Source organism: Aquipluma nitroreducens, from assembly GCF_009689585.1.
Lineage (GTDB): Bacteria > Bacteroidota > Bacteroidia > Bacteroidales > Prolixibacteraceae > Aquipluma > Aquipluma nitroreducens.
This window is the reverse complement of the sequence record NZ_AP018694.1, coordinates 1,087,541-1,107,232: the sequence shown is the minus strand read 5'-3', so window position 1 is coordinate 1,107,232 and position 19,692 is coordinate 1,087,541. Positions and strand designations below refer to the sequence as shown.

Annotated in this window: 18 protein-coding genes; 3 read left to right on the top strand and 15 right to left on the bottom strand. The window is 41.7% G+C overall.

The window, feature by feature from the left end:
• Positions 1-142: 142 nt before the first annotated feature.
• From AQPE_RS04600 to AQPE_RS04565, 8 genes are all read right to left on the bottom strand, one after another.
• Positions 143-1,627, bottom strand: coding sequence for a Do family serine endopeptidase (locus AQPE_RS04600; protein WP_318349872.1), 1,485 nt, complete (start codon positions 1,625-1,627; stop codon positions 143-145).
• A 256-nt stretch (positions 1,628-1,883) separates the two neighbouring features.
• Positions 1,884-2,489 carry a hypothetical protein gene (locus tag AQPE_RS04595; RefSeq protein WP_318349871.1) on the bottom strand — a complete coding sequence of 202 codons (606 nt, stop codon included), beginning with the start codon at positions 2,487-2,489 and terminating at the stop codon, positions 1,884-1,886.
• Positions 2,490-2,591: 102 nt separating this feature from the next.
• On the bottom strand, positions 2,592-4,229 hold the full coding sequence (locus AQPE_RS04590) for an outer membrane protein assembly factor BamB family protein (protein ID WP_318349870.1): 1,638 nt from the start codon (positions 4,227-4,229) through the stop codon (positions 2,592-2,594).
• A gap of 11 nt (positions 4,230-4,240) precedes the next feature.
• On the bottom strand, positions 4,241-4,603 hold the full coding sequence (locus AQPE_RS04585; RefSeq protein ID WP_318349869.1) for a hypothetical protein: 363 nt from the start codon (positions 4,601-4,603) through the stop codon (positions 4,241-4,243).
• A gap of 169 nt (positions 4,604-4,772) precedes the next feature.
• Entirely contained in the window at positions 4,773-5,930 is a 1,158-nt protein-coding gene (locus AQPE_RS04580; RefSeq protein ID WP_318349868.1) for a WD40 repeat domain-containing protein, read from the bottom strand.
• Between the two features lie 487 nt (positions 5,931-6,417).
• Complete coding sequence (locus tag AQPE_RS04575; RefSeq protein WP_318349867.1) at positions 6,418-7,044, bottom strand: response regulator; 627 nt, start codon at positions 7,042-7,044, stop codon at positions 6,418-6,420.
• Positions 7,041-8,978 (bottom strand): ATP-binding protein, encoded by a 1,938-nt coding sequence (locus AQPE_RS04570; RefSeq protein WP_318349866.1) that lies wholly within the window; start codon positions 8,976-8,978, stop codon positions 7,041-7,043. Before AQPE_RS04570 ends, AQPE_RS04575 begins: the two co-directional genes overlap by 4 nt.
• 99 nt (positions 8,979-9,077) lie before the next feature.
• Positions 9,078-9,413 carry a hypothetical protein gene (locus AQPE_RS04565; protein WP_318349865.1) on the bottom strand — a complete coding sequence of 112 codons (336 nt, stop codon included), beginning with the start codon at positions 9,411-9,413 and terminating at the stop codon, positions 9,078-9,080.
• Between the two features lie 193 nt (positions 9,414-9,606).
• Between AQPE_RS04565 and AQPE_RS04560 the strand changes: the two genes are divergently transcribed.
• A complete protein-coding gene (locus AQPE_RS04560) occupies positions 9,607-10,917 on the top strand; it encodes an MATE family efflux transporter (RefSeq protein ID WP_318349864.1) in 1,311 nt (436 codons plus the stop codon).
• Positions 10,918-11,026: 109 nt separating this feature from the next.
• Positions 11,027-13,324 (top strand): bifunctional glutamate--cysteine ligase GshA/glutathione synthetase GshB, encoded by a 2,298-nt coding sequence (gshAB, locus tag AQPE_RS04555; protein ID WP_318349863.1) that lies wholly within the window; start codon positions 11,027-11,029, stop codon positions 13,322-13,324.
• Between the two features lie 98 nt (positions 13,325-13,422).
• Here the strand turns inward: gshAB and AQPE_RS04550 are convergent, their stop codons facing one another.
• From AQPE_RS04550 to AQPE_RS04525, 6 genes are all read right to left on the bottom strand, one after another.
• Positions 13,423-13,806, bottom strand: a complete 384-nt coding sequence (locus AQPE_RS04550) for a DUF3037 domain-containing protein (protein WP_318349862.1) — start codon at positions 13,804-13,806, stop codon at positions 13,423-13,425.
• Positions 13,784-14,569 (bottom strand): HipA family kinase, encoded by a 786-nt coding sequence (locus AQPE_RS04545; protein WP_318349861.1) that lies wholly within the window; start codon positions 14,567-14,569, stop codon positions 13,784-13,786. The genes AQPE_RS04550 and AQPE_RS04545 overlap by 23 nt, the downstream gene beginning before the upstream one ends.
• 18 nt (positions 14,570-14,587) lie before the next feature.
• Positions 14,588-15,658 carry an ACR3 family arsenite efflux transporter gene (arsB, locus tag AQPE_RS04540; RefSeq protein WP_318349860.1) on the bottom strand — a complete coding sequence of 357 codons (1,071 nt, stop codon included), beginning with the start codon at positions 15,656-15,658 and terminating at the stop codon, positions 14,588-14,590.
• 4 nt (positions 15,659-15,662) lie between these two features.
• The gene (locus tag AQPE_RS04535) at positions 15,663-16,082 is read right to left on the bottom strand and encodes an arsenate reductase ArsC (RefSeq protein ID WP_318349859.1); all 420 of its coding nucleotides are present in this window, start codon (positions 16,080-16,082) and stop codon (positions 15,663-15,665) included.
• 47 nt (positions 16,083-16,129) lie between these two features.
• Positions 16,130-16,465 carry an ArsR/SmtB family transcription factor gene (locus tag AQPE_RS04530; protein WP_318349858.1) on the bottom strand — a complete coding sequence of 112 codons (336 nt, stop codon included), beginning with the start codon at positions 16,463-16,465 and terminating at the stop codon, positions 16,130-16,132.
• Positions 16,466-16,696: 231 nt separating this feature from the next.
• On the bottom strand, positions 16,697-17,092 hold the full coding sequence (locus AQPE_RS04525) for a DUF1573 domain-containing protein (RefSeq protein ID WP_318349857.1): 396 nt from the start codon (positions 17,090-17,092) through the stop codon (positions 16,697-16,699).
• 315 nt (positions 17,093-17,407) lie between these two features.
• On the opposite strand from AQPE_RS04525, the gene AQPE_RS04520 reads away from it, so the two are divergent.
• Complete coding sequence (locus AQPE_RS04520; RefSeq protein ID WP_318349856.1) at positions 17,408-18,646, top strand: outer membrane protein assembly factor BamB family protein; 1,239 nt, start codon at positions 17,408-17,410, stop codon at positions 18,644-18,646.
• Positions 18,647-18,698: 52 nt separating this feature from the next.
• On the opposite strand, the gene AQPE_RS04515 is transcribed toward AQPE_RS04520, so the two are convergent.
• Positions 18,699-19,472, bottom strand: a complete 774-nt coding sequence (locus AQPE_RS04515; protein WP_318349855.1) for a pyrroline-5-carboxylate reductase family protein — start codon at positions 19,470-19,472, stop codon at positions 18,699-18,701.
• Positions 19,473-19,692 lie beyond the last annotated feature (220 nt).

The following is a 19,692-nucleotide window of genomic DNA, read 5'->3' as shown; positions in this document are numbered from 1 at the left end:
GCAAGTGCTGGATTCAGGTCTGACATTCTTCTCAGTAAAATATCCGGTATGACGATCCGTCAAAAAAAAATGAAAGGAGCATTAGCTCCCTTCATCTACAAATTAACCCGAAAACAATTGAAAACTATATTGAAAACTCAATTTAACTTTCTGGCTTGATGACATAGTATGCATACTTGCCATCAGGATATTCACCTTCAATCAATAACGGTTCTTTATTGTTTGTGTGCATAAATACACTTTCAATATCGTTTGGGCTGGCAACAGCCACTTTATTAATATCAGTAATAATAAATCCACTTTTCATTCCGGCATCTTTTAATTTTCCATCTGTCAGTTTGGTAACCTTAACTCCTTCATCGATTTGAAGTTTCTCTTTTTCTTTATCAGCTAAAGGTGCAAATTCTGCACCCAGAACCGACATTGGTTCTTTTACAATGGAGGTATCGCCTTTCAGGTTGCGTAAAACAACCTTTACATTCTTAAGTTCGCCATTTCGGATATAACCAACTGTAACTTCATTTCCCGGACTAAATTCGCCTATTTGTTCCTGTAATTGAGACCCAGTTTTTACACTATTTCCATTAATTGAAACGATAATATCACCTTCTTTTATTCCGGCATTTTGGGCCGCGCCTTCTTTGGTTGTGCTTCTAACATAAGCGCCTTCAACCGTATCAAGTTTTTTAGCTTTGGCAATACTGTCGTTAACCGACTGCATGACAACTCCCAGCACTGCGCGTTGTACTTCGCCATATTTCTTTAAGTCGATGACCACCTTTTGAGCAAGAGTGGCTGGTATTGCGAAGGAATAACCAGTATAGGAACCCGTTTGAGACGCAATTGCAGCATTAATTCCGACTAAATCGCCATTGGTATTAACCAACGCGCCTCCACTGTTTCCGGGATTGACTGCTGCATCTGTTTGAATGAAAGATTCCAATGGCATTTGACCACTAATAATTCCAATGCTTCTCGATTTTGCACTGATTATACCTGCCGTAACTGTTGAGTTTAGGTTAAATGGATTTCCGACTGCCAGTACCCATTCTCCGAGTTTTAGTGCATCAGAATTGCCCCAGGTAAGATATGGAAGATTAGTTGCATCGATCTTTACAAGTGCGATATCAGTGTTGGGATCACGTCCGATTACCTTAGCCGTAAATTTGCGGTTGTCGTTCAAAATAACCTCCACGTTCACTGAACCATCAACGACATGATTATTGGTTACGATGTATCCATCGGGACTAATAATTACTCCCGAACCTGAAGCCATGGCAAATTGTGGTTGTTGGCGGTATCTACGAGGAGTATTACCTTGCGGTCCATTTGGTCCGAAAAAGAAATTGAAAAATGGATTATCCGCCATGTCATTCATCTGCTCATGCATTTTTACATCGATATGAACCACTGCGGGAACACTTTTTTCTGCCGCCTCTGTCAAATCAGGTAATTGTGTCTGGAGTCCACCATTAGAGACATTATTTGTAAGATGTACGGGTGTTTTTTCATGGAGCAGCAGTTGATTATTTGATACATCTCCAAATTTGTTGTTCAAAATAATTGCTAGTGCTGCTGAAACAAAAGCAATGATAAATACTGAAGTAATTTTTTTAATCGTTTTCATAATACTAAATTTTAAATTTAGTATCACTTTTTCATAAAATGTGCCACAAAAAACAAATTGAAATCAATTTTAAACTATTTAAAAGTAATTAATTTTATTTAACACAACTATCTGAATATGAATGTGTAGTGTTCGGTTTGATTGAATGATGTTTAAGTAACGTAATACCGATTTTCCTGCTGAGATGTATCTGTAGCCGATTGTTTTGATGACACTGATAAAAACAAGGATAATCCATCCAATCTTGTTAGGGCGATTACTGAACTTTATGTTGTTTGAGTTCCATCTTCCATGTAAATGGGTTATATTCGAATGTGCCTTCGTACCCGGCGCAGCAATCCGGGTCATCATCGGTCCACACCTGGAATGTTCCTTTGATTTGCTTGTCGATATTCGTTACTGAAAAAATGGCACGCCGGGAAAATGCTCCGGTTTGCCTGTTGGACAAAAACCTTATTTCTTTCTCGATTGTCGCACGAAGATCGTTATTTTGCAGGTATTCATTTTTGCTGGAATAGATCAGCTTCAGAAAATCAGAACCTTCCTCGTGCCCCCCGGTACAAGCTTCTCCAGCCGGAAAATACAGCAAAATATCGTCTTTCCCGTCGTCATTCATGTCAACTGTTTTGAACTGTATGGTATCCGGAAGGCCATAATAACTTTCCGGATATTTTTCATTCCATTTCGCATAATCGTCCTCGCATGGACCACCAACGTCACCGCTGATCAGCAATTCTTTCTTCCATTTTTCGATTTCAGACTTCACAAACTGATTGATATCTCTCATTTTATCTTGTTGGTTTGGCTGATGGCAGTAGAGAACAATTACTATCAGAAGTACAAGTAAGATGTTCGATTTCATTTAGATAGAATTAGTGAGTGGAATTTTTACAATGGCAATCAAAAGGCTTTGCAAATGCTGCAAAGCCATTTTGATTGCTGTGTATTTGGAGTAGAAAAAGGATTAATGTGTACTCAATTTGGTCACTACTTTCTTTTCATAGACATATACGAAGTTTCCGTCTCTCGATAAAGTGGTCAGCGCTCCCGTTCTGGCTTTAAAATCTTTGTATTTGCAGGTGTTCAGATCGAAAGTACCAATGTCGGCCTTATCCGTTTTCATGATCAGGATATTGTCAACCCGGTCTTCCAGCGATGAAGTTCTGTATTTCCCGGAGTGTAGCAAATCACCAGAATTCGCATCGAATGTTGAAACTCCTTTTTCGCCTACAACCACAATTACGTCCTCTTTGAAAGGCTGAATCTGCGTGGCCAGGCCAACGCCACCTTTGGCAACCGGAACTTCGTATTTTTCTTTTCCGGTTTCCAGATCAAGCGAGTAAAGCGCTTTTCCGCTGCAAACAATGGTGTTTTCGCCAAACGAAATCATGTTGGTAATTCCTTTTCTGAAGCGTTCCGATTCCCATACCAGTTTCCCGTCAGAAGCATTCAATGCCTGAATTCCGCATGGATTTACATTGTCGAATTCAATGACATCAACCCTAACTACTTGATCGCCGCTTCTTTCCATTTTGAAATATTGTTTTTCAACAACTCCACCGATTTGTAACAAAATTTTTCCATTTACGAGTTTCATGCCTGGAATCGCTTTGGCATCTTTAATTTCAGGAGAAGTCCATAGCAATTTCCCGGTATTTAGGTCGTATTTTTTTACATATTGCTTGCTGCGCGACTGCATGTCAAGTATGTATATGTCCTGTCCGTCGATAATTGGATCGGCTACCGCGCCATAAACTCCGAAAGCTTTGGCGCCCATAGGTTTGCCAACCACCCGTTCGGGCGTAAAGTCGTAAGCTGCCGACCAAATTTTTGCCCCGGTTTTATCGTCGTAAACCTGCATTCCGTTAAGTCTTAAAAATACTTTGCCATTACTCACATTGAGGTCGAAAATGGGCTGGCGTGAGATTACTTTTTTCTCAGCGAGGCCGATGTACGTGTTTTCCCAAAGAATTTCTCCGGTTTTCAAATCTATTTTTGCAATCTGATTTTTAAACCCTGAAAAGAGTGATCCCAATAAAGTTGGCATAAAATTTACCATGGTCAGGGTGTGGTCGCTTCCGCTGTAAATGTATTTTCCAACCACTCCCTTAAATTTCTCGGTACTCCACAATTCCTCGCCGGTTTGGGCTTTGATGTAAACCAACTCCTTTTTAAGGGTGATGGCAAAACAGTCTTCTTCCGAAATATAAGTGATCATGCTTTCGTCCAGATCCTGGTATTTATCGGTAGTCCAGAGACATTTACCTGTTTCGAGATTGATGCAGGCAATCTGGTCTTTCCCCAGTTTCCGGTCGAACAGAAAGATGGTGCTCGACGCCCAAAATGGAATGAGTTCGTCAATTTTACGCAATTTTGGCGCCATCTCGCTGAACGATTTTTCCCAAATCACCTTTCCAGTTGTGTTGTCGAATAGCGACATTTCTTTGTCAGATGCGGCATAGCTGTGTTCCCCTTCCAGCGAGGTTCCGGCGTGTAAAATCTGGTGACCCAATTTGGTTTCCCAAACGGTGGTCATGTCTTCCTGGGCTTTTGCCCATACCATCGAAAGCAGAAGTACTGCAAAAATCATAAGCTTTTTCATAATCGCGTGATTTAAAATTTAAATGTGTAATTGAATTTATAGTCTTTATTTTTAGGCATTTTGAAGCTGAATTGAAAGGCGAGCAGCTTGTCTTTTAAAGCGTTTTGAGAAGGAATGTTTCCGTCTTTTTTATCCTGAACGAAGACCGAAACCACTTGCCCTTTATTCCGGAGTGTGAGTAGCATGGTATATTCTCCGGTGATGTGGTATTTCTGGCTAAACTTGTAAAGTGTACCTTCTGGCGGACTCAAGGCAGCATCCAATTCAGAAGTAGCCTGCTTAATTACTTCTTCTTTTGATTCAATAAGTACGGGTTTTTGAGCCTGTGTGATCAGGACTACAAAGAGAAGTATTGAGGTAAATATTGTTTTCATATTCAATGATTAGTAATTGTCATATTTTGTTGTCGTATTTTATTTCTGACTCACCCCAAGCTCGCATTGCTCGCTTTGCCCCTCTCTACTTGTAGAGAGGGGAGACATCCGCTTGCGGACGTGGGGTGAGTTAAGTATTCAATAAAATTGAATTCGTTATTTATTATTCTTACAAGTTTCTGAAATTCCATTTGATGAGTTGGTTTCCCATGGCAATCAGGATCGATTGGTTTTCGGGCAGAAAGACAAAGGCGGGTCGCGAGCTATTGATGATTCGTTCGCCGTCGGATTTTTCGAAGAGGCGGTTGGCCAGTTCAAAGCGTTTTTCGAGTTCGCCGGTTTCGTAGTTGTACAGGTGCATTTCCTGAAAGCGGTTACCTTTTGAGTTAATGGCAAACAACTTTTTGTCGGTACTGATTTTCAGGTCGGGTTGAGTTATCGACATGGATGTGAACCCTTTTCGCATAGGTTCCTGTTTTGCCATATCAATCAGATTGACGTAGCTTAATTTTTTGTTGTTGACCTGAATCCGGATGTCGGGAGTTTGGTAAACCAGCAAAATATCTTCACCCGGGAGGAAGGACAGGTTGTAAATCAGGTCGTAAAATTCGCCGATAGTCTTTATTTTAGCCCCATTATCAGCATTATACAAGCCTACCACTTGTTTGAATTTTACGGCATTCTTCAGGCCTTTTTTGTCTTTTTTAAACTGACTTTTAAATTCAGAGCCATCGACAAGTTGCGATACCGCCAGGGTTTTTCCGTCAGGACTGATGGCTACCGCATTCGTGGCGCCCGCAATACTGAATGATTTCATTTTTTCGCCGGAAGGCAGGTTCCAAAAGGTAATTTCGTCGTTGTTCAGCGAAATCGCCTTTTTTCCGTCAGCCGAAACAGTCACATCCTGAACGTTGTTGAATGTTTTAACCGAGCTTCCTGATTCAGGATCGATGATTTCGTAATCGATGGTGCGATCTTTATTCTGACTGAAATCAGAGAACCTGATTTCCTGAGCAATCAGGTATTTCCCATTGGCTGAATAGTTTATCCGGGATCCTGAATTCCATTTTCCGGCATTAATTTCTTTGGAAATTTTCCGGCTCTGCCAGTCGACCATCAGTATAGGTTCCGATTTGCTAAAGCTGATTGCAATTATTTTTTGATCGGGCGAAATGGCCATTCCCGAGAGTTCCGACTCACTTTTGATCAACTTGATTCGTTCGAAATCAGAATTGTCAGTCTGGCTGAAAACCTTCGAACCAAAAAGGAATAATAAAGCAAGCATTGTAAATCGACAGAAAGTGATTTTGTTTTGTAAACCTGTCATAACCAATCGAATTAAAAGTTAAAAATACAGAGCTTCCATCAGTGTAATTGCTTAGGTTACCTCAAAACACCTCAGTGATTGGAGACCTGATTGGAAACTCTGTGAAAAAATTCTTGGTTAATACTGAAAATGTTTTGATCGGTGTGTAAGCAATTACATGACCAAAAGTAATTGAGGATATGAAGGTCTGAAATACAGGATTTGTCGTAATTGCCTACGACTTTTACCGTATTTTGAAGGAGACAATAAAAATGTCCGTCAGCTAAAGCAGACGGCAAAGAATATACTCTGCTTTGTTCGAAGTCAAGCTTATCCTTTGCTCCCGATGGTAATCGGGACAGGCTGTTCACTTCAGTGAATTTTTACCGTATTTTTTGGGGACAAAAATCTGCCAGCTAGAGCGAACTGTAAAGAATATGTTCTAATAAGCTCGGAGTCATGCTTATCCTTTGCCGTTCACTTCAGTGAACGGACATGAAAAAATGCATTAAAAGATCCCATTCTTGATCGCATAGCTAATCAGCCCGGCGATGTTGCTGACATCGAGCTTTTTCATCAAGTTGGTGCGGTGGGTATCTACTGTGCGGTGGCTGATATACAATTGGTCGCCAATTTCTTTGTTCGAGAATCCGGCAGCAATCAGTTTCAGTATTTCGGTTTCGCGCTCGGTGAGGATTTCGTTTTTCTGTTCAGGATTGGCAGGTTTCAGTAAAGCCAGTGTTACATCGGTAGAAAAATAGGATTGTCCGGAGGCTACTTTTCGAATGGCGCCAATGAGTTCGTCCTGGGAGCAGCTTTTCAGCAAATAGCCGTTGGCTCCCAGGTCAATCAGGCTTTTAATCATGCCCGCTTCGTTGTGCATCGAGAGGATAATCACTTTCACATCGCGAAATTGTTTCCTGATTTCTTTCAGGGCTTCGATGCCGTTCATAACAGGCATGTCAATATCCATCAACAGCACATCAATCGATAGCAAACCAAGTATGCGCAGTGCTTCGCGGCCATTGTTGGCTTCAGCGGCGACGATAATTTCATCCGAATTTTTCAGGAGCGATTTTAGACCGTCGATGATGATCTGGTGGTCGTCGGTTAAAAGTACGTTGATTCTGCTCATGCGATTGGCGTTCTGATGGTTACTGTTGTTCCTTTTCCCTGTTCCGATTCGAAATGCAAATGGCCTTTTATAGCGTCGATCCGGCTGGCCATATTGAGCAGCCCGATTCCGCCCTTTTCCTTGCTTTCGGCGTCAAACCCAATGCCATCGTCAGTTACATTCATAACCACATGAGTATTGAGTTTTATGAGTTGCACACTGACTTGCCGGGCTTGCGAATGTTTAATCACGTTGCTGATGAGTTCCTGCAAAACGCGGAAAAGAACGAGTTCAACGTGTTGCCCGATGCGTTCTACGAAGCCCGAATGTTCGAATTCCACTTTCAGCGGCGAATTCCCCAAATGCAGGTTCAACATGCCTTCAATGGCCGGAATCAGCCCAAATTGTTCCAGCTCTTTCGGGATCATTTGGTGCGAAATATTCCTGACTTCAGTTCCGGCATTTTCGAGCATCTTCCCGATTTTCTCAAATTCAGGAGCTAGTTCTTTTTCTGCTGCTTTACCCGATAAGCTCTGGTAGTTCATTTTGATCGCACTGATTGTTTGTCCAACTCCGTCGTGCAATTCTTTGGCGATTCGCCGCCGTTCTTCTTCCTGTGCCTGAAATACGGCGTTTATTCTTGCTTCCTGTTCCTGAATGCGTTCGGCGTTGGCAGCAGCTTTTTGTCGTTGCTGATGGCGGTAAAACAGGAAAATTGCGGCACCTGTAATCGAAATCATCACAAATATCAGCAACCAAAGTTCTGTTTTTCGCTGCTGAAGTTTTACTTCGGTAAACTCCTTGTCTTTTTTGATCAGGTAAAGATCCTGTTCCAGTTTGTCGGTTTCGTATTGGGTTTGTACGTCCAGAATCTGCTGTTTCAGGCGGTTGTCGTAAACCGAATCTTTCAGAACAATGTATTGCCGCATCAGCACAAATGAACTGTCGGTCTCGTGGGTCAGGGCTTTTAGTTTGGCCAGTCCCAGCAACGCGCTCAATTCTTCTTCAAGTACGACTGCACTTTTAGCCATTTTTAACGAGTGGTTCAAGGCTACCGAAGCATCTTTGAATCGTCCGGTCTCGGTATAAACAGTTCCGATTCGCGATAAGGTGGAAGAAATTCCTTTCGCATCGCCAATCTTTTCCTTGATCTGCAGCGATTCGTTGAAAAGGCCGAGCGCTTTGCTGTAATCTTTTCGTGCCATGTAAATATTTCCGATGTTACTCAGGTTGGCACAAATCAGTTCGTCCTTTTTCAATTCTCGCGAAAGGGCGAGCGCTTTTTCGTAATAGTTTATGGCCTGAATGGTGTCGTGCATCCGGGCATACAGGTTGGCCATGTTCCCGTACGAGGTAGCTTCACCTTCCTGATCTTTCAGACTGATCCGGTATTCGAGCGCCCGCTGGTGATATTCGAGCGCTTTTTCGTTATTTCCCAGGTTTTGGTGGATAATGGCAATGTTGTTCAGAGTATAGCCAACGTATTTATTGAGTTTCAGGTTTTGGTAAATTTTCAGTGCTTCAATCTGATTTTGAAGCGCATCTTTCAACCGACCCTGTTTTTGCGCGATTATTCCCAGTTTATTGTAGATAGCTGCAATTCCAAGTGAGTCTTTCAGTTGCTCCCGTATTTTCATGGCTTCGTTCAGGTAATTGGTCGCACTCCGGAAGTTGGCTTTGTCGATATAGATGATAGCCATATCGTTGTATGCCTGGGCGATGCCTTTTGAGTAATTGATTTGAGAGGCAAGCTGAAGTGCCTGTTGCCCAAAAATTAGGGCCGAATCGGCTGATTTGAACCGGTAGTTCCAGCACAAGTCGCTCAATTGCTTTACTTTATTGGAGTCGGCTTTGGCATTCAGTATTTCCTGAATACGCATGCCTGTTTCTCCAGAAACCGGATTCGAAAAGGTAAAAATGAAAAGGATAAAGGTAAAAGTGATGATAACCTTCATTTTTTGGTTTTTCTTTTCATAAACATATGTTTCGCAAAAAAAGTTTATGAAAAAAATCGAATAGCTATTTTGGAGAGAAGTAGTCTAAATACGAATCGTTTATGGACAGGCTGGTAATACTTTGATTACCTTTCCTGATTTCAGGAAGTTTGCAAATTCGTTGGTTTCCCAAACGGCGTAATTTCCGTTATCGTCAAACAACTGACAGTATGAGCACGACCATAAACCACAATAAATGTGGTAGTAAGTTTTTCCATTGTATTCAATAATTGTAACATCGGTTATTTTGCAAATGTTCTGCTTTGAGGTCAATTCGTCTATTTTTGTCTGAAGCCAGACTGGGTATTGGTTTGCATCCGTAATCTCATCTTTTTTATCGCAGGAAATCGTTGATAAAGTCAGATACAGACAAGTAAAAAGGAAAAACCGTTTCATCGTTATCGTTTTAGCTAAATTAATCAATTTATGATTAACGTAGAAATAATTTTAACAAACGCACCATTTTTTAGGAATTCATTGCGTCCAATTGTTCATTTTTGCGTCTTCTTATCGGTAATCAAATTTTGTAATGATTTTATCAAAAAAGGGTACAATAGATATCAAATCTGGGATCGACGCTTATCCAATCATGAAGCAGTTAATATGGCTGGCCTTGCCGGTTATCGGGTCGTCGTTTATGACCATGGCGTACAATTTCATCAACATGATTTTTGTGGGGCGGTTGGGTAGCGATGCTGTTGCTGCTGTGGGTTCAGCTAGTTTTTTTATGCATTTTGGATGGGGATTGTCTTCATTACTTACCGTTGGTGCCGGTATAAAAGTGTCGCACGCCATTGGTAGCAGGGATTTAAAACTGGCCAGAAGCTATGTCAGGAGTGGTATTCTGGCGGTTATCGGCCTGGCTTTGATTTATTATGGCTTCTTATTTTTTGCCCGTAACGAGTTGATTGGCCTGATTCAACTCAACAACATGAATATTGAACATGCAGCTTCCGGATATTTGCTTTTGATTGGACTTTGTATCCCTTTTTCCTTTCAGAATCTGTTTTTTACCAGTGTTTTCATTGGTTCGGGCGACAGCAAATCGCCGTTCAGGATAAATGCAACTGCGTTAGCCATTAATATGTTGCTCGATTATTTGTTGATTTTTCAGGCCAAAATGGGAATTAACGGTGCGGCCTTGGGAACCATTATTTCGCAGGCCATCGGAACACTCCTGTTTTACATCAAACTAAACGGTTCGGCAAGCCTGAAGCCAAGAGGAACTGCGTTTCAAAGTTTGCTCCTGAAGAACATTCTGCGAATGGGAGTCAGCACTACTTTTCAGCGTGTTTCGTTCACCATTGTGGCCATTTTTATGGCACGCATTATCAGTAACTGGGGACCTACGGCTATTGCGGTTCAGAAAGTTGGCATTCAAATCGAAGCCATTTCGTACATGACAGCCGGTGGATTTTTGTCAGCGCTATCGACTATTTCAGGAATTGCTTATGGTGGTGGTGATTATCGGAAACAATGGCAGGCTTTTCGTTCAGGTATGCTTCTTGCGTTCGTCCTCGGAACGGTTACTTCCATTGTTATCATCGCTTTTGCGCAGCCTCTTTTCTCCATTTTTCTGAGCGATCCGGAAAGTTTGGCGATGGGGCGCGAATACCTGGTTATTCTTGGTTTTTCGCAACTGTTCATGGTTCTGGAATTAATGGCAACCGGGGCGTTTTTTGGATGGGGAAAGCCCAATATTCCGTCGATAACCGGAATTGCATTAACCGTGATCCGTATACCAATGGCCTACGCATTCATCAGCCTTTGGCAAAACGCACTTTCGTCAGTCTGGTGGAGTATCAGCATCAGCAGCATTTTGAAGGGAATAATTCTTTCGGTTTTGTTTGTCGTACTTTTTAAAGCATTTATCAGGAAACAGAATGTTTTACACCCCTAAATCCCCTAAAGGGGACTTCCGTTTTTTACAAGTGTTTCTGATGCTTGAAGCATAAGCCCCTTCAGGGGTTTGGGGTGGAACGTTTACAATACTAAAAAAAGCAATAGTTATGAAACTTGATTTTTTTCAATCAACATTAAATTCATTAAAAGGAAATATTTGGCTTGAAGGTTTATTTGGCCTCGAAAAGGAAAATATACGGGTTGATCAGGCAGGAAATCTTGCTCAGACTCCTCACCCAAAAATATTTGGCAATAAGCTGAAACATCCATACATCACAACCGATTTTTCTGAAAGTCAGGTTGAAATGATTACGCCGCCTCTTTCTGAAATCGGTCAGGCCATCGGATTTTTGGAGACAATTCATGATATTGTGAGTTTGGAGCTGAAGGACGAGTACCTCTGGCCGCAAAGCATTCCGCCAATTTTGCCAGCCGACCAGCACATCCCGATTGCTCAATATGATGAAGATGGAAAGGAAGCCCGCGAATACCGCGAATTTCTGGCGCAGAAATATGGTCCAAAAAATCAACTGTTCTCCGGTATTCATTTCAATTTTTCGTACAGCGAGAAGTTGCTCGAATTGCTCTACCGAAATGCAAATTCACAGGTTTCGTTTGACGAATTTAAAGATGAAGTGTACCTGAAAACAGCCCGGCAGATGTTGCGATTGCGTTGGCTTTATATTTTGATGTATGGAGACAGTCCTGTGGTCGATCCGTCGTTCGAACTTCAGTGCAAGATGGCTCCTTATCCCATCGAAAACAATGTGATTGCATTGTCGATCCGGAACAGTTGTTTCGGATACCAGAATTTTGATGATTTATTTCCGGATTACAGTACTATTACCAGCTATAAAAGTAGCATCAATCAAATGATAAAAGATGAGAAAATCGCTGCTGCCAAGGAATTGTATTCGCCGGTTCGTCCTAAATTTATCCGGAATCCCGATCATATTTCGTACCTCGAATTCAGGTTTATTGATATCGATCCGCTAACCAAAGCTGGTATTTCTGATGAAGCCTTACGATTTTTGCATGCTCTGGCCTTGTATGGTTTGCTTACCGACGAGCCTGATGATTTTGGTACGGAGGCTCAAACTGAAGCTAATCGTTATCACACCGGTGTTGCCATGTATGGTCTGAATGTCGCTCCTTTTCTGATCAGCGAGAATGGTAAACAGTATAGTATATGGACTAAAGCACAGACGATTATCAAAGGAATAACTGATTTGTTTGAAAGTCTTGGCATTGATGATCCGAAATATCATGAGTCGCTAAATCAGTCAATGAACCTGATTGAAAATCCAAGAGAACGTAAAGTTTACGAAGTACTCAAAGGCATCGTGAAAATGGGATATATTCCGTTCCATATTGAAAAGGCCAAACAGTATTTGGACGAAAGCAGGAATAAGAATTATAATTTCTGGGGGCTGGAAGATCTGGAACTATCCACGCAGCTTTTATTGCGAGAGGCCGTAAAGCGTGGTGTTTCGTTTGAAATACTTGACCAAAAGGAAAATTTTGTGAGGTTCCGAAAGGATGGAAACACACAGTATGTGAAACAGGCTACGAAAACTTCGCTCGATAACTATTCCAGTATTCTGGCGATGGAAAACAAGCTGGTGACCAAGAAAATTCTGGAAGAACATCAAATCCGTGTTCCAAAAGGAACGGAATATACCAGCGCAGATGTGGCAAAAGCTGATTTCTTGGTTCATCAGGGAAAGCCGGTTGTGATCAAGCCGAACCAAACCAATTTTGGCTTGGGAATCACCATCCTGAAGGAAAATGTCGATGAACAAACTTATCAGCGAGCCATTGAAATTGCTTTTGAATTTGATTCAACCATCCTGATCGAGGAGTTTATTTCAGGTAAAGAGTTTCGCTTTTTCGTGATAGGTGATGAGGTGGTGGGTATTTTGCACCGTGTTCCGGCCAATGTAACCGGAGATGGTACGAAAACGATCCGCGAGCTTGTCGAACTCAAAAATCAGGATCCGCTGCGGGGGAAAGGGTATCGCACGCCGCTCGAAAAAATCAGGCTGGAAGAAGCTGAAGCGATGTTTCTGAAACAGCAAGTCAAAGATTTTGATACGATTCCCGCTTCCGGAGAAATCGTTTACCTGCGCGAAAATTCGAACATCAGTACTGGCGGCGACAGCATCGATTTTACCGACGATATTCCCGATTCGTACAAGCAAATTGCTGTGCAGGCTACCAAGGCACTGAATGTGGTGATTACCGGCCTGGACATGATTATTCCGGAAGTTTCAGACGAAGCCACAGTCGATAATTATGCCATCATCGAACTTAATTTCAACCCTGCCATTCATATTCATTGCCACCCGTTTAAAGGCAAAAATCGCAGATTGAATGAGAAACTGATGGATGCGCTGGGGTATTGAGATTTGAAAATTCGGGGATTTGAAAATTTGAAAATGAAACGAGATTGGGATTTACTCTTCAGGATACTTTAGAGACACTGCGGAGTATGAAAAGAAAGTCAACCAACCATTTCATCAAACAATGTATTGAATGTTTTTTCCAAATCGTTGCTTAGGCCGACATGGGGCCGTGAGGTTTGTATCGACGCACTGCGCACCGCGCTGAGCCACCGAAAGCGTTCGGCCTGATCCATTGATGCAATCAGTCCGCCACCTTTTTCTCCCTCAGCAATGATGCGGAATGCCTCCAGGTTTTTGCGGATTTCCTCAATCTCAGCATCAGGTTTCAGTATCAGTATCTTATCCGGAGAAAGTTGGTACTTCATCCGGATGAATTTTTCCTTTTTACAGAACAAGATCACCCCGGCATTGACGAACTCTTCACGTTCAACTACCGGAACAACCCGTACAATGGCATACTCATATTGATGTTTCGGTTGCATCCTGAACGGTTTGAATAAACTGGTTTGAATAATTCAGACGGTTAATTAAGAAAGTGTAATATACGGTTCTTAATTGCTCTGGCGTTTCGTCCTGTAGTTCCCATTGAAGCCATTCATCGGGAATCAATTGAACGATCTCCCGGATTTTGTTTTCAGTAATCAGTTCCCTGCAAATCTGGTCTGCCTCTTCCATTTGGGTTGCCTGTGGAAGTAAAACATGATCTTTTATATACAGAAATGGACTTACCGCTTTCTTCTCCCAACCCTCCCAGTTGTATTGAAAATACAGGCTGGACCCATGATCGATCAGCCACAATTCATTGTGCCAGACAAGCATATTGGTATTGCGGAACGACCGGTCCACATTGGTAATCAAACTATCGAGCCATACGATTTTGGAGGCCAGAAGCGGATCTATTTTAGTCACTACCGGATCGTAGGTGAAAGCGCCTGATAAAAAGTGCAACCCCAGGTTTAATCCTTGACTTGCCTTTAAAAGATCCTGAATCTCCTCATCTCCCTCCGAACGGCCAAAGCATTCGTCCAACTCTGCAAAAACGAGCTCAGGAACTTTTAAACCCAGTGCCCGGGCTATCTCGCCGCCGATTAATTCAGCAATGAGCGTTTTTACCCCATGTCCTCCGCCTTTGAACTTGATCACATACTTGAAGTCATCATCGGCTTCGGCCAATGCAGGTAGTGAACCACCTTCCCTGAGGGGTTGCATGTATCGGGTGACTGTAACTGTTCGAAGTGTATCCATTATGAAGGGTAAAAGTAATTAAATGGTGGCAAAATACCTTCGTTTAAACCAGAAAGCCATATTTACCAATCCGATCATCACCGGAACTTCAACCAGCGGACCAATGACTCCGGCAAAAGCTTCTCCTGAATTGATTCCGAAAATGGCGATGGCCACAGCAATGGCCAGTTCAAAGTTATTGCTGGCAGCGGTGAACGCCAAAGTAGTTGATTGCTCGTAGTTGGCTCCGATTTTTTTGCTCATAAAAAATGAGCTGAAGAACATGACTACGAAGTAGATCAGCAATGGAACGGCTATAAGCACGACATCCATCGGAATTTTCACAATGTATTCACCTTTTAGCGAGAACATCACGACAATGGTGAACAGCAATGCGATCAGTGTTAAGGGACTAATCTTGGGTACAAATCTGGTTTCGTACCAAAGTTTGCTTTTCACACGAGTCAGGATAAACCGGGTTAAAAAGCCTGCAATCATTGGTATTCCAAGATAAACGAATACGCTTTTGGCGATGGCGCCCATCGTAATCTGCGAAACCGTTTCGTTAACAGGAACACCGAACCAACCCGGAAGAACTGCGATAAAAACATAGGCATAAACCGAAAACAGAAGCACTTGAAAAACAGAGTTAAAAGCAACTAGTCCGGCTGCATACTGCGTGTCGCCTTTGGCCAGATCGTTCCAAACAATCACCATCGCGATACAACGAGCCAGACCAATCAGGATAATTCCGTACATGTATGGCAGGTTGGCATTGTTTTCGCCGGGGAACAGTTTGAAAAAGGTAATGGCCAAAGCAAACATTAATACGGGGCCCACTATCCAGTTTTGAAACAGAGATAGTCCGAGGATTTTTGTATTACGGAATACATCACCTAATTCTTCGTACTTTACTTTGGCCAGCGGCGGATACATCATGACAATTAGGCCAATGGCAATGGGAATATTGGTGGTTCCGGATGACATGCTGTTCCAGAATTCGGCTAACCCGGGGCTTATCCAACCCATTAGAACACCCACAGCCATTGCTGTAAAGATCCAAAGGGTCAAATAACGGTCTAAAAATTTCAAACGTTTTTGTGATGGCATGAGGTCACTCTTTTATGTTTTCGAGGTAAAATTTCCAGAACCCTTCCTTAATCTCATCTCTCACCCGGATAAATTCGCTCCAGATGAATTCATCAGTTCCGACGGCGTGGCTCGGATCGTCGAACCCAATATGGATGCGATGTTTCACTTTCCCGATGAACGCCGGGCAGCTTTCGTTGGCGCCACCACAAACGGTAATCACATAGTCCCATTCGTCATTCAGGTATTTGTCAACCGAATCAGAAGTGTGGTGACTGATATCGATGCCAGCTTCTTTCATGGCAGCAACTGCTTTGAGGTTTAGTTTTCCGGATGCTTCAGTGCCAGCTGAGCAAACGGTAATATTCGGGTCGAATGATTGTAAAAACCCATGAGCCATTTGGCTGCGGCAACTATTTCCGGTGCAAAGAATTAAGACTTTCATATATTTTGAATTTGAAGATTTGAGAATGTGATAATTTGAAGATATTCTTACTGGCAGGTAAAATCATCAGGAAGTTGGATTTCTTCCAGAAACGAGGTTAAAAGGCTTTTCATTTCTTTCACCTTTTCGCCATCGAGGCAGTATTTCATTTTTACTCCCTCAACATGTCCTTTTATCAGCCCAGCTTCTTTTAGTTCAGTCAAATGTTGATTAACTGTGGTGCGGCTTAGTGGGAGTTCTTCCGAAATATCCCCGGAAATGCAGTTTTTCGATTTTGCCAAAAATTGCAAAATCTGAAGGCGGGCAGGATGGGCGAGGGCCTTAAATAAGTTGGCCTGCTCCTGAAGCGCTTCGTCGAATAGTTCGTGTTTTGCTGTGACCATTGTGCGTGTTTTAATTATGACGTAAATATACGTCATAATTAAATACGACGTATATTTACGTCATTAAATTTTGATTAAAGTTTTAAGGAGCTTAATGTGTAATCAGGAGGAATCGATGCGCAAAAATGAGGAGAGAAAATTTTGTAGGTGCGCATTCCAAAAAAGCAAAAAGTAATCCAATTCTTTGCTCAAACATTTTCGTTCGAGCAAAGAATTAAGATTCTAAAAGGTTTATTGTTTGGCGGTAACAGTGCCTTTGATAATTAAAACCAATGGCGAATTTACGGCATTCGAATTAACAGTAATTGATTTGGTGAATGCACCAATATTATTGGTGTTGTAGGTTACTTTAATAGAACCTTTCTCACCTGGAGCAACAGGCGTTCTGGTCCATTCCGGAACAGTACATCCGCACGAAGCTTTTACATCATTCAGCACAATCGGAGCTTTTCCTTTATTCGTGAAAGCAAAAACACAACTACCATCACTAGCCTGAACAATAGTTCCGTAATCGTGAGTTGTGGCTGCAAAAACAATTGAATCATGAGGAGTCGCTGGTTTATCCTGTGCCTGGATGGTCATTGCAGCGAGGAACATCATGACCATAATTGCGATAGTTTTTTTCATCTTTTGAGGTTTTTTTATGTATTAAAATATTGTTATAGAGGTAATTATGAAATGTAATTGTCAATATTTATTAGAGCTGTATTCGCTATCTTTTCGAAAAACTCTTCAAACATATCAATAATGATTGTATGTCAGGCCAAACAAATTGAAAATCTAATCCGATGTAAAGCTAAATCAATAAATTTTGATACTATCAATAGTTTTCTTAATGTTAGTTAACAAAGTCCTAGAAATCAAATTGAATGACTAAATTTGATATTCAATCTTCAGTTTAACCCAAATAAATAGTTTTCAATAACCTAGTAGCCAAAAAAGATGAATACAAATTTTCGCTTTTTACTCCCTGCATTGCTTCTTTTTACTGTTTTGAACAGCACCGGTCAAGATATTTCACAGTGGCGTGGCCCAAATCGTGATGGAATTTATCCGGATAAGAATCTTCTGAACTTATGGCCTGAAGCTGGCCCTAAACTCCTTTGGCTGACTGAAGAGCTTGGCAATGGATACAGTTCTCCGGTTATTTCTGACGGAAAACTATATATCAACGGCGAAATTGACAGTATCAGTCATGTGTTTGCATTCGATCAGAATGGAAAGCTTTTGTGGAAAACGCCCAATGGCCGCGAATTTTTTGGCGAAGGATATTCTGCCAGTTTCCCCGGAGCAAGGTCGGCTCCAACGGTATATGATAATTTAATCTATGTGACTTCCGGACTTGGACGAATTGCCTGTTTGGATGCCGCTTCAGGAAAAGAAAAATGGGCTGTGGATATGGTGAAAGATCTGGGTGGAAAACTCAATTACTTTGGATATTCTGAATCACTTTTGGTCGATGATAAATGGGTGTATTGTTATCCTGGCGGCGATGAAACGAATTTTGTGGCGCTCGATAAATTGACCGGGAAAATGGTTTGGAAGTCAAAAGCAATGGGTGACCCTGTTTCATTTTGTTCGCCAATAATGATCCGACTTCCGGAGCGGAATATTCTGGCAACTGTATCACATAATTACCTGATGGGATTGGATGCCCGGAATGGCGAATTATTGTGGTCGTATCACGAAGATTCAGTAAAACTGGAAGGCGATTATTGCAATACGCCTATCTATTCCGACGGTTTTATTTACAATGTATCAGGAATTGAAAAAGGGACAGGAGCTTACAAACTTCAATTGTCGCCCGATGGCAAATCGATTAAGGAAATCTGGCGAAATAGCCGACTTAAAAATGCAATGGGTGGAATGGTAAAAATTGGAGATCGTCTCTATAGTACATCGGACGACAAGAAGTTAAAATGTCTCGATCTTAAATCGGGAATGGTCGTCGATTCGCTTTCAAATATGCGTGGAACCCTGATTAGTGCCGACAATCATTTGTATTGTTATACCGATAATGGCCGCGTTAATCTGATTCAACTTAACGGAACCAAAATGGAAGTGGTTGGTCAGTTTAAGATCGAAAAAGGAACCAAAGAGCATTTCTCGCATCCGGTTATTGCCAATGGAGTTTTGTATGTCAGGCATGGGAATGCGCTGATGGCGTATCAGATAAAGTAGATTATTCAGGGATTCCATCGCATTCTTATGACGGAATCCCTGATCAGAAGTTTTATGGTTTAATTTTCTGATAAAGTCCTGTCAATTTTTCCTGATAAATTTCTTTGATCTGATCTTCATTTTCACCGATTGGTTTGACCGGAATCAGGTTCATTACTTCTTCGGGTTTCATTCCGGCGTGGTACATGGTGTTGAGTGAGGCATTCAAAGTTTCGTAAATGCTTTCGCGGCATTCAGCTTCTGAAAGTCCCATTTGTGCGCCGATCTTTTCCAGTTCGTGCCACTGAAACCAAAAGTAGGTGGGTAACATGGCCGACAACAGGGCGTAAGCTTCCAGTTTCTCTTCAGCAGCCTCGAAGGTGTACCCCAATAAGTTCAGCATTTCAAGAATATACCATTTCTGGATTTCAGACATTTCAGGCGCAAAACTTACCGGATTGTATCCGTGGTTGATGACCGAAGTTGCATTGGGTATCAACCTTACAATCTGATTGCTTGGTAATACAGCGGCCATTTTTGCAATAGTGATTTTAGGCGCCAGCGAAATAAATAAGGTTTGGTCTGTTATTTCAGCCTTGATTTTCTCCAGCATTTCCATAATAACGGGAGGATGCAGAGCCAGAAAAACAACGTCTTTCTTAGCAGCATCCGGCGCAGAGGCAAGAACTTGGATGAATGGGAACTTTTGTTTCAGCTCTTGAAGTGTTTCTGGATTGGAATCGAAAACTGAGATTGATTCGAAGATCGCTTTTTTATTTACAAAGGCTTGCAGAAAAATCCTTGTAATTCTGCCTCCGCCAATAAAACCGAGAGATTTTGTCTTCATTTTGGTTGATTTTTGTTCTTATAAATTTAATGGATAATAATCAGATTACGATACAATTACTATCCTAAAGTACAGCAATTCATCTATTTCTTCTCATCGCCTGAAATAGGGTTTTATTTGATTGTTCGGTAATTTACGAACAAAGGAAAATTAATTTTTCCAATCCACCAATTAATTCCTGAAATTATAGATTGAATGGCCCGTACGGTATAATAAATGA